Raw genomic sequence first — 14,044 nt, 5'->3', positions numbered from 1 at the left:
TGCGCTCGCGCCGGGCGTTTGGGCTGGTCTGATCTGGCCCTTTGCGGTGCTTTTCGTTGCAACACTGACATGGCTGGCATATTGATCATCGCGCACGCGCCGCTCGCTTCGGCGTTGAAGGAATGCGTCGCGCATATCTACGGCGGGCTCCCCGCGCGCATCGGCGCCATCGACGTCCTGCCCGACTGCGATCCCGTGCAGATCGTCGCGCTCGCGCACAGCGAGATCGACCGCCTGCGCGAGGAGAACGGTATCTTGGTGCTGACCGATATGTTCGGCGCCACGCCCGCCAATATCGCGAGCCGGCTCGCGACGCTGCCCGGCGTGCGCGTGCTCGCCGGCGTGAACTTGCCGATGCTCGTGCGCGGCGTTTGCTATCGTACGTGCGACCTCGATACGCTCGTCGACAAGGCGCTCGCGGGCGCGGCGAAGGGCGTGCATGCGATTGGGCCGCTCGTTGCACAAACCGACGGCTGCAAACCGGCCGGCGAGGCCGAATGCGCACCGCCGGGCGTGCCGATCGTCACGCCGTCGAATCTAAGTACGGCCGCTCCGAGCGAGGCCGCATGCCCATCGGCGTGCGGGGCGAATCCGAACGGCAACCCGCGCTGATTTCCCTTTTTCCGTTCTTCAGGACGAGCACATGCTTCAAAAAGAAACGACGATCGTCAATAAGTTGGGTTTGCATGCACGTGCCTCGGCCAAGCTCACGCAACTCGCCGGCAACTATCAATCGGAAATCTGGATGACGCGCAACGGGCGCCGAATCAACGCTAAGAGCATCATGGGCGTGATGATGCTCGCGGCCGGCATCGGCAGCACGGTGACGATCGAAACCGAAGGGCCGGACGAGCAAGACGCGATGGAAGCGCTCATGAAACTCATCGCGGATAAATTCGGCGAGGGGCAATAAGCGGGACGCCCGAGCCTTCCGAGTCTGACCGAAACGCCGCGGCCGATGCCGCGGCGTTTTGTTTCCTGCCGGGCAACTCTTTATTGTTCGTGCAATGCTGCGCCGCACGCAGTCAACAGGGCCCTCTCGAATTTATAATCGACAATTAAGGTCTTATTGTGCAGCGGTATTACCCGCGGCATTACCCAACTCGAGGAGGTGCGCGTGTCGTTTTCGCTGCATGGTATTCCGGTGTCACGCGGCATCGCGATCGGGCGGGCCTATCTCATCGCGCCTGCAGCGCTCGACGTAGACCATTACCTCGTCGAACCGCCGCAGATCGAAGGCGAGATCGAGCGCTTTCGCGCCGCATTGAAGGCGGTTCAGAGCGAGCTCGAACGGCTGAGCGAGGATCTGTCGGCCGACGCACCGAGCGAAGTCGGCGCGTTCATCAACGTTCATACGATGATCCTGAACGACGCGATGCTCGTCCAAGAGACGATGGATCTGATCCGCACGCGCCGCTACAACGTCGAATGGGCCTTGACCGAGCAGCTCGAGCGGCTGTCCCGGCACTTCGACGACATCGAGGACGAATACCTGCGCGAGCGCAAGGCCGACGTGCAGCAGGTGGTGGAGCGCATTTTGAAGGCGTTGGCGGGGGCGTCGTCCGCGGCCGCGCTCGTCGACGGCGCCAACGGCGATGCGAGGGACGAAATGATCGTCGTCGCGCACGACATCTCGCCGGCCGACATGCTGCAGTTCAAAACGCAAACGTTCCAAGGCTTCGTGACGGACCTCGGCGGGCGCACGTCGCACACGGCGATCGTCGCGCGCAGCCTAGGCATTCCGGCGGCCGTGGGCGTGGCGCACGCGAGCGCGCTGATCCGTCAGGACGACTTGATCATCGTCGACGGGGATCACGGCATCGTGATCGTCGATCCCGCGCCGATCGTGCTCGAAGAGTATTCGTATCGGCAAAGCGAGAAGCTGCTCGAGCAAAAGAAGCTGCAGCGGCTGAAGTTCTCTCCCACTCAAACGCTGTGCGGCACGAAGATTTCCCTACTCGCCAACATCGAATTGCCCGAGGATGCGCGTGCGGCCGTCGAGGCCGGGGCGGTCGGCGTGGGCCTGTTCCGCACCGAGTTCCTGTTCATGAACCACAAGGACCGGCTGCCCGAGGAGGAAGAGCAGTTCGAAGCCTACAAGCGCGCGGTCGAACTCATGGGCGGCCTGCCCGTGACGATTCGCACGATCGACGTCGGCGCCGACAAGCCGCTCGATGCGATCGGTGCCGAGGGCTACGAAAGCGCGCCGAATCCGGCGCTCGGTCTGCGCGCGATCCGCTGGAGTCTGTCCGAGCCGCAGATGTTCCTCACGCAACTGCGCGCGATCTTGCGCGCTTCGGCGTTCGGCCAAGTGCGCATTCTCGTGCCGATGCTCGCTCACGCTCAGGAGATCGATCAGACGCTGGACTTGATCCGCGAGGCCAAGCGCCAACTCGACGACGCGGGTTTACCGTACGACCCGGGCGTGAGGATCGGCGCGATGATCGAAATTCCCGCCGCCGCGATTGCATTGCCGCTGTTCTTGAAGCGCGTCGATTTTCTGTCAATCGGCACGAACGACTTGATTCAATACACGCTCGCGATCGATCGCGCGGACAACGCCGTCGCGCATCTTTACGATCCGCTGCATCCGGCGGTGCTGCATTTGATCGCGTTCACGCTGCGCGAAGCCAAGCGCGCCGGCGTGTCGGTATCGGTTTGCGGTGAAATGGCCGGCGACCCGCAACTGACGCGGCTCTTGCTCGGCATGGGCCTCACCGAATTTTCGATGCACCCGAGCCAGTTGCTCGTCGTGAAGCAGGAGATCTTGCGCGCGAATCTGCCGATGCTGGAGAAGCCCGTCGCCGATGTTCTCGCGGCATTCGAGCCCGAAGAAGTGCAGGCCGCGTTAAGGTGTCTCGGGCAGGTGTGAGCCGCCGCTGCCGCAAACCGGACACTCCTGCTGGCGCGAGATTTTCATCGTCGTCCATTCCATACGGAGCGAGTCGAGCATCATGAGCCGGCCCATCAGGGTCTGGCCGATGCCGCCGATCACGCGCAGCGCCTCGGCCGCCTGCATCGTGCCGATGATGCCGACCGTCGGCGCGAACACGCCCATCTGCGAGCACGCGACTTCCTCGAACGGCTGATCCTCGGGGAAGACGCAGGCGTAGCAGGGCGAGTGTTCGTCGCGGAAATCGAACGTGCTGATCTGCCCGTCGAAACGCAGCGCCGCGCCCGAAACGAGCGGCACGCGATGCTTGACGCACGCACGGTTGATCGCATGGCGCGTCGCGAAATTGTCGGTGCAGTCCAGCACGACGGTCGCGAGCGGGACATGGGCCTCGAGCCAGGCATCGTCGACACGCCGATCGACCGGCTGCACGCGCACTTCGGGATTCAATCGCGCGATGGTCTCGCGCCCCGACTCCACCTTCTTCTCCCCGATCGACGCCGTCGCATGCAGGATCTGCCGCTGCAGGTTCGTGAGATCGACCGAATCGGCATCGACGAGCGTGAGCGTGCCGACGCCGGCGGCGGCCAGATACATGGCCGCGGGCGAACCGAGACCGCCCGCCCCGATCACGATCGCGTGCGCATCGAGAAAGCGCTGCTGCGCCTCGATGCCGATCTCGTCGACGAGGATGTGGCGGGAGTAGCGAAGGAGTTGATCGTCGTTCATGGCGGCGCGCCGGAGGGAAGTGTTGATACGCTGGCGCAGCGACAGGCGGCGCCTCCGCCGGCGCGCCCTGTCCACGCGGGGCGCGGGCAGGGGCGAGGCCGAAGGTTCGCCTTGGGCGGTGTTACTTGCTCGGCGCGGAAGCCGGCACGGCGGGTGCGGCGGCCGACGCCGGCTTGACCGCGACGGGAGCCGATGCCGAGCGCGGCGGCTTGTTCTCGGCGAGCTTGCGCTCGGCGATCGATTTCGACAGCTGCACCGGCTTGCCTTCGAGCTTGTCCAAGGCTTGCTGGAGCATGAAGTCGTCGGCGGAGCCGAACTCGACCGGCTTACGGTCGCGCTCTTTCTCGCGCTGCTCCGGCGTCATCTTGTCGTTTTTCTCTTCGAGCTGCTGCAGTTGCAGCATGCGGTCCTTCTCGCGCTGCTCCTCTTCCTTCTTCTCGTTCGGATCCTGCGTATTGGCGAGGTGGTTCGAGTAATCGACCTCGCGCGTGACGAGTGCGTCGTCGGGATCGCCGTCGGCGTACTGATCGACCGGGACGTCGGGGCGGATGCCCTTGTTCTGGATCGAACGGCCGCTCGGCGTGTAGTAGTAGGCCGTCGTCAAGCGCAGCGCCGTGTCCGACGTGAGCGGACGCACCGTCTGCACGGAGCCCTTGCCGAACGTCGTCTTGCCCATGATCAGCGCGCGGTGCTGGTCTTGCAGCGCTCCGGCGACGATCTCGGAGGCCGACGCCGAGTACGCGTTCGTCAGCACGATCATCGGCACCGTCTTGTAGATCTCGGGCAGGTTCTTCAGCGGATCCGAATCGAACGACGGCAGGCGGTAGTTATCGTACGTGTCGCGATAGACCTGCTTCGAATCGGCGATCTGGCCGTTCGTGGACACGACGACCGAACCCGGTTGCAGGAACGAGCCGGCCACGCCGACGGCGCTTTGCAGCAGGCCGCCGCCGTTGTTGCGCAGATCGAGCACGAATCCCTTCAGATTCGGCTGTTCGCGGGCGATGTCCTCGAGCTTCGTCGCCAGATCGGGGACGGTGCGCTCCTGGAAGCTCGTAATGCGCACGTAAGCGTAGCCGGGCGCGAGAATCTTCGACTTCACGCTTTGCACGCGGATGATCGCGCGCGTGACCGTGACGGGGAACGTGCGGTCGTCCGTCTTGCGGAAGATCGTGAGCGTGACCTTCGTGCCCGGATCGCCGCGCATTTGCTTGACGGCTTGATCGAGCGTCATGCCGCGCACGGGCTTATCGTTGATGCGCGTGATGAGATCGCCGGGACGGATGCCGGCGTGGAACGCGGGCGTATCCTCGATCGGCGAAATGACCTTGATGAGGCCGTCTTCCTGCGAAATCTCGATGCCCAGACCGGCGAAGCGGCCCTTCGTCTGTTCCTGCAGCTCCTGGTAATCGGTCTTGTCGAGGTACGAGGAGTGCGGATCCAGGCTCGACACCATGCCCTTGATCGCCTCGGTCAGCAGCTTTTTGTCGTCGACCGGCACGACGTAGTCGTGCTTGATCTGCCCGAACACCTCGGCGAAAAGGCGCAACTGATCGAGTGGCAGCGGCGTCGTGGTTTGCTGCTGCGCCGCGGCGGAAAATTGCAGCGTTGCGAAGACGCCGGTGGCGAGGCCAGCGGCGATCAAGCCGATGTTCTTGAGTTTCGTGCGCATAGAGTCTGGTGCGGTCGGGAAACGGGGTGTGAGTGCCGTGGGCGAAGGACGGTCAAGTATAACTGCTCGGCAGGGTAAGCGCGGGCCGGCGTGCCGGATGACGCATATAAGCGCACGTTGGACCGGCGCCGGGCCGATCGGTTCGCGCGGGAAGCGCGGCGGCCCGGGCCTCTTGCCGGCCGGGCCGCGCCCACGCTGGCTGGCCTCAGCCGGCCTTGCCTTGCTTGGCGACGGCTGCCTGCGCCTTCGCGATCGCTTCCTGATCGCCCAGGTAGTAGTGGGTGATCGGCTTGAGGTTTTCGTCGAGTTCGTAGACGAGCGGCACGCCGTTCGGAATGTTCAGCCCGACGATGTCGCTGTCGGAGATCCCGTCCAGGTACTTGATCAGCGCGCGCAGCGAGTTGCCGTGCGCGGCGATCAGCACCTTCTTGCCGCCCTTGAGCGCCGGCGCGATCGATTCGTTCCAGACCGGCAGCACGCGGGCGACCGTGTCCTTCAGGCATTCGGTGAGCGGCAGCTCGGCGCGCGGCACCTTCGCGTAGCGCGGATCGTCGTAGGACGCGCGCGGGTCGGTCGACTCGAGCGCGGGCGGCGGCGTATCGTAGCTGCGGCGCCAGACGAGGACCTGCTCGTCGCCGTACTTGGCAGCCGTTTCGCCCTTGTTCAGCCCGGCGAGCGCGCCGTAATGGCGCTCGTTCAGGCGCCAGGAATGGACGACGGGGATGTACATGAGGTCCATTTGGTCCTGCACGTGCCAGAGCGTGCGAATCGCGCGCTTGAGCACCGACGTGTAGGCGATGTCGAACGTGTAGCCGGCTTCCTTGAGCAGTTGGCCCGCTTGAGCGGCTTCGCGGTTGCCTTGCTCGGTGAGGTCGACGTCGACCCAGCCGGTGAAGCGGTTTTCCTTGTTCCACGTCGATTCGCCGTGGCGGATGAGAACGAGCTTGTACATGAGGTTGTCGGTCGGTAGTGAGGAAGCGCATGATGCGCGCCGGCGTTGGCCGATAGGGGGGACCGCCGCGTCATCAAACGGTTATTTTATAATGGCCGGATTGCCTGCTCCGATTTCTTCTCTTTTTGACGATACCGTGACGTTCTTTACCGATTACACCAACCTCGTGCTGCTCGCCGCCCTCGTGATCTCGGGCGCGCTCCTCGTTTGGCCGATGATCGCCGGGCGCGGCCGCGGCGGCCTGTCCGCCGCCGAAGCGACCCAGCTCATCAACCGGCGCAACGCGGTGGTCGTCGATCTGCGCGCGGCGACCGACTTCGCCGCCGGCCACGTGCCCGCGGCCCGCCACATCGCGCTGGACGAGCTTCAAGCAAAAATCGGCCAAATCGCGAAAAATAAGGCTACGCCGGTATTGCTCGTTTGTCAGACGGGCCTGCAGTCCAACAAGGCGTCGCACATCGTTCAGGCGGCGGGCTTTACCGAAGTCCACGTGCTGCAAGGCGGCTTGAGCGCCTGGCAGCAGGCCGGGATGCCGGTCGTCAAGTAAAGGAGTGCAAGAGTGAATTCAGTCGTCATGTACAGCACGCAGGTGTGCCCCTATTGCCAGATGGCCGAACGTCTATTGAAATCTCGCGGCGTTCAGCACATCGAGAAGGTCTTGATCGACAAGGATCCGGCTCGGCGCGAGGAGATGATGACGCGCACGGGGCGTCGTACCGTGCCGCAAGTCTTCATCGGCGATACGCACGTAGGCGGCTACGACGACCTCTCCGCCCTCGATCGCGCCGGCGGCTTGATGCCGCTGCTCGGCCAGGAGGCGTAAGCCGTGCGCGGCCGGTCGTCCGGCCGCGCACGATCGTTTGTCCGTTCCTTCACGGTTCCCAAGCTGCACGCGCACGAGTAGAGGTTGGGCTCGGGCGCCATACGCACCCAGGTGGCCGTTTTGCTCACGGCCGCCGCACCATTTATCCATCGGAGTCACCATGTCGGACCAGAACAACCAGCCGTTCTTCAACATCCAGCGCGTTTACCTGAAGGATCTGTCGCTCGAGCAGCCGAATTCGCCGGCGATCTTCCTCGAGCAGGATATGCCGTCGGTCGAAGTGGAAGTCGACGTCAAGGCCGACCGTCTTGCCGACAGCATCTACGAAATCCTCGTGACGGGCACGGTCACGGCCAAGGTCAGCGATAAGATCGCTTTCCTCATCGAGGCCAAGCAAGCGGGCATTTTCGATATCCGCAACATTCCGGCCGAGCAGATCGACCCGCTCGTCGGCATCGCCTGCCCGACGATCATCTTCCCGTACCTGCGCTCGAACATCGCCGATGCGATCACGCGCGCAGGCTTCCCGCCGATCCACCTGGCCGAAATCAACTTCCAGGCGCTCTACGAGCAGCGCCTCGCGCAGATCAACGCGGGGCAGGAAGGCGGCGCGGCGGCGAACGCCACGCAGCATTGAGCTTGACGCGAGCGGTGCCGGCCATGAAGGTCGCCGTGCTCGGGGCCGGGGCGTGGGGCACCGCGCTCGCGGCGCATCTCGCCCCCAAGCACGACACGGTGCTGTGGGCGCGCGATCCCGCGCTGATGGCCGAGATGGCGGCCAAGCAAGAGAATGCGCATTACCTCGGCGGCGTCGCGCTGCCGGCCGCGCTGCGTTTCGAGGCGAGCCTGTCGGCCGCGCTCGCGCATGCGGCCGACGATGCGTCGCTGGTCGTCGTCGCCACGCCCGTTGCCGGGCTCGGCGCGCTGTGCCGCGCGATGCGCGACGAGGCGCGCTGCGTGCCGAAGCATCTCGTTTGGGTCTGCAAGGGATTCGAAGCAGATACGCAGTTGCTGCCGCATCAGGTCGTCGCGGCCGAACTCGCCGGGCACCCGAGCATCGGCGTGCTGTCGGGGCCGAGCTTCGCGCGCGAGGTCGCGTCCGGGCTGCCGGTCGCGCTGACGGTCGCCAGCACGTCGGCCGTTTGCCGCGAGCGCGCGCTCGCGGCGTTCCATCACGGCGCGATGCGCATCTATACCGGGGACGACGTCGTCGGCGTGGAGGTGGGTGGCGCCGTGAAGAACGTGCTCGCGATCGCGACGGGCATTGCCGACGGGCTCGCGCTCGGCATGAATGCCCGAGCGGCGCTGATCACGCGCGGGCTCGCGGAAATGTCGCGGCTCGGCGCCGCGCTCGGCGGCCGTCCCGAAACGTTCACGGGCCTGACGGGGCTCGGCGATCTCATCCTCACGGCCACGGGCGACTTGTCGCGCAACCGTACCGTCGGGCTGCAGCTGGCCGAAGGCCGAACGCTCGACGATATCCTGCTGGCGCTCGGGCACGTGGCCGAAGGGGTGCGCTGCGCGAAGGCGGTGCTCACGATCGCGCGGGCGCACAACGTCGACGTACCGATTACGCAAGCGGTATGCGCCGTGCTGTTCGACGGCGTCGCGCCGCGCGATGCCGTCCATGCGCTGCTGCGCCGCGACGCGCGTGCCGAATCGTTCGGGGCGAAAGGGGCGGGCGCGTAGCGCTACGCGCGTTTTGTGCCATGAGCCGGTAAGCCCATAAGCTTCGGGGCGTGCGTGCTTTGGCGCAGCCGACATCCGCCTCGAAACCGCGCTACGCTGTAATCGGTCGCCACGGTCCTATGACCGGTTGCGGACGAGGAGGTGCTGCCATGTCCATGTCCACGCTGATGGTCGACACATGCCGATTGGAGGCGTGCGAGGCCGATATCACGACGCTTGCCGTCGATTCCATCGTCAACGCGGCGAATACCTCGCTGCTGGGCGGCGGGGGCGTCGACGGCGCGATCCACCGCGCGGCCGGTCCCGAATTGCTGCGCGAATGCGAGACGCTCGGGGGCTGCGCGACCGGTGATGCGAAGCGCACGCGCGGCTATCGCCTGCCGGCCAAGTACGTTATTCATGCGGTCGGCCCCGTCTGGCGCGGCGGCGGCGGCGAAGCCGAGCTGCTCGCGTCGTGCTACCGCCGATCCCTCGAACTCGCGCGCGAAGCGGGCTGCGCCAGCGTGGCTTTTCCCGCCATCAGTTGCGGCATCTACCGCTTTCCCGCCGAGCAGGCGGTGCGCATCGCGATCGGTACCGTCGTCGATGTCTTGCCGTCGGTGTCGGGCATGTCTCGGATCGTGTTTGCCTGCTTCGGCGAGTCCATGTTGCGCCTATACGAGGCCGAACTGCGCCGCCGCCGTTAGGCACCGCCCTCGAATCCCATCTGACGCCAAGCCTCGAAGACGACGATGGCGACCGTATTCGACAGATTCATGCTGCGATTGCCGGGCCGCATGGGCAGCCGTACGCGCTGCCCGGCCGGAAAGCGTTCGAGCAGCGCCGCGGGCAGCCCACGTGTTTCCGCGCCGAAGACGAACCAGTCGCCGGCCGAGAAGCTCGAATCGTGAAAACGGCTCGAGCCGCGCGTCGTGAAGGCGAACATCCGGGAAGGATCGGGCGCCTCGCTTGAAACGAGCGCGTCCCAGCTCTTGTGGACGCGCATTTGCGCATATTCGTGATAGTCGAGGCCCGCGCGGCGCATCTTCGCATCGTCGAGCGGAAAGCCGAGCGGCTCGACGAGATGCAGCCGAGCGCCTGTATTGGCGCACAGGCGGATGACGTTGCCGGTGTTCGGCGGAATTTCGGGTTCGACGAGAACGACGTTGAACATGGCTTCGGTTGAAAAGGATCTAATCTCGTGGCGTGCGCAGCGCGACGAAATTCGTCACGCGTCTTGCGCCCGCCGCCTTCAGTGCGCGTGCCGCTGCCTCGAGCGTCGCCCCGGACGTCATGACGTCGTCGACGAGGCCCACGTGCAGACCCCGCACGCGCTGCGTCACGCGAAACGCTTGCGCGACGTTGCGCCGGCGCGCCTCGCGATCGAGCCGCGATTGCGGCGCCGTCTCGGCGACGCGCCGCAGCAGCGTCGGATCCGTCGCCACGCCCAGCGCGTGTGCGAGCGGGCGCGCGATTTCCCAAGCCTGGTTGAACCCGCGCGCGACGAGCCGGGCGTGCGCGAGCGGCATCGGCGCGAGGACGTCGGGCGCCGGCGTGCAGGCCGGGTGATCGTCGGCCAGCCGCGCAAGGCGCGCGCCGAACTCGCGGGCGACGGCCAGCCGCGACCGGAACTTGAGGCCGAGCGCGAGCCGCTCCAGCGGCGGACGGTAATCGGCCAGCGCGAGCGTCGCGTCGAACGGCGGCGGCGTGCGCGAGCACGCGGCGCAGCAAAATCGCGCGGCGCCGCCGTGCCGCGCGCGCAGCCGGGGCAGCGGCAGCGCGCAAACCGTGCACCGCAGCCGCGGCTCGTTCCAATAGGCCGCGTCGCACGCCGGACAGATCGGACCTTGCGGCATTCTGCCGCATGATAGGCCGCAGAGCAGGCAGTGGCGGGGCAGCGCCATGGCGATCAGGCGCCGGGCGAACGGCGCAAGCCTTGCGATGGAACGCGCGAGGCCGCCGCTCGCCGCCGGCTCGATGCCTTCGGGCTGCAAGCCCGGTGCGTTGGCCATGGGCGGCTTCCCTCGCTGGACGGATCTAAGCGAGCGAGTATACTTCGGGCTCCTCGCACGTTCGACCGTCATGTCCCTCACATCCGCAAAGTCCGGCCGTCCGGCCTACGATTCCCGACTTGTGCGGCGCATTTTCGACCGCCGCGCAGCCAAGTTCGGCGAAGTGGCGTTCTTGCCTCGCGAAATCGCCGGGCGGATGCGCGAACGGCTCGAATACATCAAGGTGAGCCCGACGAGCATGCTCGATGCGGGCTGCGGCGCGGGCGACGATCTGCCGCTTTTGCGTGAACGCTTTCCCGAAGCGCCGCTCGTCGGCGTGGATCTGTCCCATTCGATGCTGGCGCGCGCGCTGCCTCACTCGGCCGGCGATGCCGGCTGGCGCCGCTTGTTGCCGGCCGCGCTGCAGCGCTCGCTCGGTGTGCGCGGGCCGCGCCTGGCGCAAGCCGACTTCGGGGCGCTGCCGTTCGCGTCCGGCGCGTTCGATTTCATCTGGTCCAATCTCGCGCTGCATTGGCATTCGCAGCCCGATCTCGTGCTGCCCGAATGGCAACGGGTGCTCGAGCCGAACGGCCTCCTCATGTTCAGCACGCTCGGTCCCGACACGCTGCGGGAGCTGCGCGGCGCGTATGCCGAAGTCGAGGCCGCGCATGGCGCGCCGAGCCGGGCGCACGTGATCGACTTCGTCGACATGCACGATTTGGGCGATATGCTTGTCGAGAGCGGGTTCGAAATCCCCGTGATGGACCAGGAGACGCTGACGATCACCTACAAGTCACCAGGCTCGCTGCTCGCCGACGTGCGCCGCTGGGGCGCGTATCCGCACCGGCGCGAGGAGGCCGGCACCGCGCGCGCGCGGCGTCTGCACGCGGCGCTGCTCGAGGCATTGGAGGCGCGGCGCCGCGCGGACGGCACGATCGCGCTGACCTTCGAGGTGATCTACGGCCACGCCTGGAAGGCGGTGCCGCGCACGACCGCGGACGGCCACGCGATCGTGCGGGTGGAAGACATCGTGCGCCGCCGGCCGGGTTAAAGGATAAGGGCCAGCGGGGTTAAAGTCCGGCGGCCGATCGGATCGATGTACCGCTCGAACGGTCCGAGCGGTGCATCCCGAAAAATCGCAGGCTGCGACGCTTTGTCGCGGATCGTAAAGTTGCGATCCGTTATGGTCGAAATCAGTGAGCGGGAAGGTACGCAAAAAAAGCGGCCGAAACCCCGCAAAGGCTTGTCGCACTTGGCTTGCGGGGCGATAGTCGTTTGCTTGTGGATGCCATTGAACGCGCCTATAATGCGTCAGTTTGTCGCCCGGAGTTCCCCATAATCCGGGGCGGCGGGCCCCGAATAGCGCGGTGTGCTGATCGGCATGCGCGGGAGGCGGCGATGGAAGCGACAACCCTGCACGCGGATGCGGAGCCGGTCCTGCGAGACTGGCTGATGAAGCGCAACTGCGCGGTATCGCCGCGGCAGTTCGTTTGGTTCTATGCATCTTTGGCTTTGTTTTCGGCGGTCATCGCGGTTCTGCTGGTCGTGCGCGGCGCGTGGCCGGTCTTGCCGTTCACCGGCATGGAAGTGCTGGCGGTCGGCGTCGCGTTTGTGATTCATGCGCGCCATGCGGTCGATTACGAGCGGATTCGGCTCTTTCCGAACCGGCTCTTGATCGAGCAGATGAGCGGGCAGCGGTTGACGCAGTACGAATTCAATCCGCGTTGGGTGCGGATCGAGCGCGGCGCTTCGCCGCGCGATCCGATCAGGGTGGTGTCGCGCGGTCAAGCGGTCGTGGTCGGCGTGCATCTCGCGCAATATCGGCGCGCGTCGTTCGCGAGCGAGTTGCGCGCGGCCCTGATGCGGTGCGGTTGAGGCGGCTCGAGCCGGACGTCAGGCGGGGGCGAGGGTTTGAATGGAAATTTTGGGTAAGGAAGCTATGAAAACAATCAAGCGAGCCCTCATGGGCGTGCTGGCGACGTGCGGGCTGCTCAGCGCGCATGCCGCCTTGGCAGTCGGTGATAGTCCGGGCGGCCCCGCCGTCAACGAGATCAATTTCCAGCCGCCCGTGACGAAAATCGCTGAGGAGCTCTATCACCTGCACATGTGGATGTTGCTGCTGTGCACGGTGATCTTCATCGGCGTGTTCGGTGTGATGTTCTATTCGATCATCGTGCACCGGAAGTCGAAGGGCTACAAAGCCGCCAATTTCCATGAAAGCACGACCGTCGAAATCATTTGGACGATCGTGCCGTTCATCATCGTCGTGCTGATGGCGCTGCCGGCCACGAAGACGGTCGTCGCGATGAAGGACACGAGCAACGCCGATCTCACGGTCAAGGTCACGGGCTACCAGTGGAAGTGGGGCTACACCTACGTGAAGGGCCCGGGCGAAGGCATCAACTTCTTCTCGACGCTCACGACGCCGCGCGCCGAGATCGACGGCAAAGCGCCGCTCACCGATACGTACCTGCAGGAAGTCGACAACCCGCTCGTCGTGCCGGTGAACAAGAAGATCCGCATCATCACGACGGCCAACGACGTCGTTCACTCCTGGTATGTGCCCGCGTTCGGCGTCAAGCAAGACGCGATTCCGGGCTTCGTGCGCGACACCTGGTTCAAGGCCGAGAAGACGGGTACCTACCGCGGCTTCTGTACCGAACTGTGCGGCAAGGAGCACGCGTTCATGCCGGTGGTCGTCACGGTGCTGTCCGACGAGGACTACGCCAAGTGGGTCGACGATCAAAAGAAGAAGATGGCGAACGAGAACGACGATCCGAACCGGACCTACACGATGGCCGAGTTGATGGCCCGCGGCGCCGAGGTGTACAAGTCGAACTGCGCCGTGTGCCACCAGCCCACGGGCAAGGGCGCGGGCATCTTCCCGGCGCTCGACGGCAGCAAGATCGCCAACGGTCCGATCGCGAACCACGTCAGCATCGTGCTGAACGGCAAGGGTGCGATGCCGACCTGGGGCAAGACGCTGAACGACGTCGAGATTGCCTCGGTCATCACGTTCGAACGTAACTCGTGGAGCAACCACACGGGCGACATTCTGCAGCCGCGTCAGGTTGCCGATGCCCGTAACGGCAAGATGCCCGAAGGCGGCGATCACCTGTCGGGCGCGGCTGCCGCGCCGGCGGGCGCTAGCGCGGCACCGGCCGCCAGCGGCGCCGCTGCCGCGAGCGGGCCGACGGCCTCGATCGGCGCGAAGCGCGCCGTGCTGGCCAGCCGGGTGGGTAAGGTTCAGCCGGAAGCGGTCGCTGCCCGCACCGCGCCGGCGGCTTGACGTGTCGCCGCACTATTCGCATTAGGA

Annotated in this window: 16 protein-coding genes; 11 read left to right on the top strand and 5 right to left on the bottom strand. The window is 65.7% G+C overall.

Annotated features, from left to right (window positions below; genetic code table 11):
- Positions 1 to 69: 69 nt before the first annotated feature.
- From DWV00_RS05950 to ptsP, 3 genes are all read left to right on the top strand, one after another.
- On the top strand, positions 70 to 612 hold the full coding sequence (locus DWV00_RS05950) for a PTS sugar transporter subunit IIA (protein WP_115532606.1): 543 nt from the start codon (positions 70 to 72) through the stop codon (positions 610 to 612).
- A gap of 31 nt (positions 613 to 643) precedes the next feature.
- Positions 644 to 913, top strand: coding sequence for an HPr family phosphocarrier protein (locus tag DWV00_RS05945; protein WP_115532605.1), 270 nt, complete (start codon positions 644 to 646; stop codon positions 911 to 913).
- A 204-nt stretch (positions 914 to 1,117) separates the two neighbouring features.
- Complete coding sequence (gene ptsP, locus DWV00_RS05940) at positions 1,118 to 2,872, top strand: phosphoenolpyruvate--protein phosphotransferase (protein WP_115532846.1); 1,755 nt, start codon at positions 1,118 to 1,120, stop codon at positions 2,870 to 2,872.
- Here ptsP and DWV00_RS05935 read toward each other — a convergent pair.
- The 3 genes from DWV00_RS05935 to gpmA form a co-directional block, all read right to left on the bottom strand.
- Positions 2,849 to 3,622: a HesA/MoeB/ThiF family protein gene (locus tag DWV00_RS05935; protein WP_115532604.1), complete on the bottom strand. Its 774-nt coding sequence runs from the start codon at positions 3,620 to 3,622 to the stop codon at positions 2,849 to 2,851. The two genes, ptsP and DWV00_RS05935, sit on opposite strands and share 24 nt — an antisense overlap.
- A 121-nt stretch (positions 3,623 to 3,743) precedes the next feature.
- Positions 3,744 to 5,294 carry a S41 family peptidase gene (locus DWV00_RS05930; RefSeq protein ID WP_115532603.1) on the bottom strand — a complete coding sequence of 517 codons (1,551 nt, stop codon included), beginning with the start codon at positions 5,292 to 5,294 and terminating at the stop codon, positions 3,744 to 3,746.
- Between the two features lie 205 nt (positions 5,295 to 5,499).
- Positions 5,500 to 6,246 (bottom strand): 2,3-diphosphoglycerate-dependent phosphoglycerate mutase, encoded by a 747-nt coding sequence (gene gpmA, locus DWV00_RS05925; protein WP_115532602.1) that lies wholly within the window; start codon positions 6,244 to 6,246, stop codon positions 5,500 to 5,502.
- Between the two features lie 136 nt (positions 6,247 to 6,382).
- Here gpmA and DWV00_RS05920 point away from each other — a divergent pair, with 136 nt between their 5' ends.
- The 5 genes from DWV00_RS05920 to DWV00_RS05900 all read left to right on the top strand — a co-directional run bounded on the left by DWV00_RS05920 (position 6,383) and on the right by DWV00_RS05900 (position 9,444).
- Entirely contained in the window at positions 6,383 to 6,793 is a 411-nt protein-coding gene (locus DWV00_RS05920; RefSeq protein ID WP_115532845.1) for a rhodanese-like domain-containing protein, read from the top strand.
- A gap of 12 nt (positions 6,794 to 6,805) precedes the next feature.
- The gene (gene grxC / locus DWV00_RS05915; RefSeq protein ID WP_115532601.1) at positions 6,806 to 7,069 is read left to right on the top strand and encodes a glutaredoxin 3; all 264 of its coding nucleotides are present in this window, start codon (positions 6,806 to 6,808) and stop codon (positions 7,067 to 7,069) included.
- Between the two features lie 160 nt (positions 7,070 to 7,229).
- Positions 7,230 to 7,706: a protein-export chaperone SecB gene (gene secB, locus DWV00_RS05910; RefSeq protein WP_115532600.1), complete on the top strand. Its 477-nt coding sequence runs from the start codon at positions 7,230 to 7,232 to the stop codon at positions 7,704 to 7,706.
- 23 nt (positions 7,707 to 7,729) lie between these two features.
- Entirely contained in the window at positions 7,730 to 8,758 is a 1,029-nt protein-coding gene (locus DWV00_RS05905; protein ID WP_115532844.1) for an NAD(P)H-dependent glycerol-3-phosphate dehydrogenase, read from the top strand.
- A 149-nt stretch (positions 8,759 to 8,907) separates the two neighbouring features.
- A complete protein-coding gene (locus DWV00_RS05900; protein WP_245964736.1) occupies positions 8,908 to 9,444 on the top strand; it encodes an O-acetyl-ADP-ribose deacetylase in 537 nt (178 codons plus the stop codon).
- Here the strand turns inward: DWV00_RS05900 and trmL are convergent.
- Positions 9,441 to 9,911, bottom strand: coding sequence for a tRNA (uridine(34)/cytosine(34)/5-carboxymethylaminomethyluridine(34)-2'-O)-methyltransferase TrmL (trmL, locus tag DWV00_RS05895; RefSeq protein WP_115532599.1), 471 nt, complete (start codon positions 9,909 to 9,911; stop codon positions 9,441 to 9,443). The two genes, DWV00_RS05900 and trmL, sit on opposite strands and share 4 nt — an antisense overlap.
- Positions 9,912 to 9,930: 19 nt before the next feature.
- On the bottom strand, positions 9,931 to 10,749 hold the full coding sequence (locus tag DWV00_RS05890) for a ComF family protein (RefSeq protein WP_425452720.1): 819 nt from the start codon (positions 10,747 to 10,749) through the stop codon (positions 9,931 to 9,933).
- Positions 10,750 to 10,819: 70 nt separating this feature from the next.
- Between DWV00_RS05890 and DWV00_RS05885 the strand changes: the two genes are divergently transcribed.
- The 3 genes from DWV00_RS05885 (at position 10,820) to coxB (ending at position 14,017) form a co-directional block, all read left to right on the top strand.
- The gene (locus tag DWV00_RS05885; RefSeq protein WP_115532841.1) at positions 10,820 to 11,779 is read left to right on the top strand and encodes a methyltransferase domain-containing protein; all 960 of its coding nucleotides are present in this window, start codon (positions 10,820 to 10,822) and stop codon (positions 11,777 to 11,779) included.
- Between the two features lie 347 nt (positions 11,780 to 12,126).
- Positions 12,127 to 12,603 carry a DUF2244 domain-containing protein gene (locus DWV00_RS05880; RefSeq protein ID WP_115532598.1) on the top strand — a complete coding sequence of 159 codons (477 nt, stop codon included), beginning with the start codon at positions 12,127 to 12,129 and terminating at the stop codon, positions 12,601 to 12,603.
- Positions 12,604 to 12,643: 40 nt separating this feature from the next.
- Positions 12,644 to 14,017: a cytochrome c oxidase subunit II gene (gene coxB, locus DWV00_RS05875; protein ID WP_245964735.1), complete on the top strand. Its 1,374-nt coding sequence runs from the start codon at positions 12,644 to 12,646 to the stop codon at positions 14,015 to 14,017.
- Positions 14,018 to 14,044 lie beyond the last annotated feature (27 nt).

This window comes from Trinickia dinghuensis, assembly GCF_003367175.1.
Lineage (GTDB): Bacteria > Pseudomonadota > Gammaproteobacteria > Burkholderiales > Burkholderiaceae > Trinickia > Trinickia dinghuensis.
Note: the sequence above shows the minus strand (reverse complement) of the source record. Positions and strands in the feature narration are given on the sequence as shown.

What these genes read in the sequence shown, in the direction of transcription:
- trmL (WP_115532599.1), bottom strand. Translation starts at nt 9,911, where the DNA reads ATGTTCAACGTCGTTCTCGTCGAACCCGAAATTCCGCCGAACACCGGC.
- DWV00_RS05950 (WP_115532606.1), top strand. Translation starts at nt 70, where the DNA reads ATGGCTGGCATATTGATCATCGCGCACGCGCCGCTCGCTTCGGCGTTG.
- DWV00_RS05890 (WP_425452720.1), bottom strand. Translation starts at nt 10,749, where the DNA reads ATGGCCAACGCACCGGGCTTGCAGCCCGAAGGCATCGAGCCGGCGGCG.
- DWV00_RS05935 (WP_115532604.1), bottom strand. Translation starts at nt 3,622, where the DNA reads ATGAACGACGATCAACTCCTTCGCTACTCCCGCCACATCCTCGTCGAC.
- DWV00_RS05905 (WP_115532844.1), top strand. Translation starts at nt 7,730, where the DNA reads ATGAAGGTCGCCGTGCTCGGGGCCGGGGCGTGGGGCACCGCGCTCGCG.
- DWV00_RS05885 (WP_115532841.1), top strand. Translation starts at nt 10,820, where the DNA reads ATGTCCCTCACATCCGCAAAGTCCGGCCGTCCGGCCTACGATTCCCGA.
- secB (WP_115532600.1), top strand. Translation starts at nt 7,230, where the DNA reads ATGTCGGACCAGAACAACCAGCCGTTCTTCAACATCCAGCGCGTTTAC.
- DWV00_RS05945 (WP_115532605.1), top strand. Translation starts at nt 644, where the DNA reads ATGCTTCAAAAAGAAACGACGATCGTCAATAAGTTGGGTTTGCATGCA.
- DWV00_RS05900 (WP_245964736.1), top strand. Translation starts at nt 8,908, where the DNA reads ATGTCCATGTCCACGCTGATGGTCGACACATGCCGATTGGAGGCGTGC.
- DWV00_RS05880 (WP_115532598.1), top strand. Translation starts at nt 12,127, where the DNA reads ATGGAAGCGACAACCCTGCACGCGGATGCGGAGCCGGTCCTGCGAGAC.
- gpmA (WP_115532602.1), bottom strand. Translation starts at nt 6,246, where the DNA reads ATGTACAAGCTCGTTCTCATCCGCCACGGCGAATCGACGTGGAACAAG.
- coxB (WP_245964735.1), top strand. Translation starts at nt 12,644, where the DNA reads ATGGAAATTTTGGGTAAGGAAGCTATGAAAACAATCAAGCGAGCCCTC.
- DWV00_RS05930 (WP_115532603.1), bottom strand. Translation starts at nt 5,294, where the DNA reads ATGCGCACGAAACTCAAGAACATCGGCTTGATCGCCGCTGGCCTCGCC.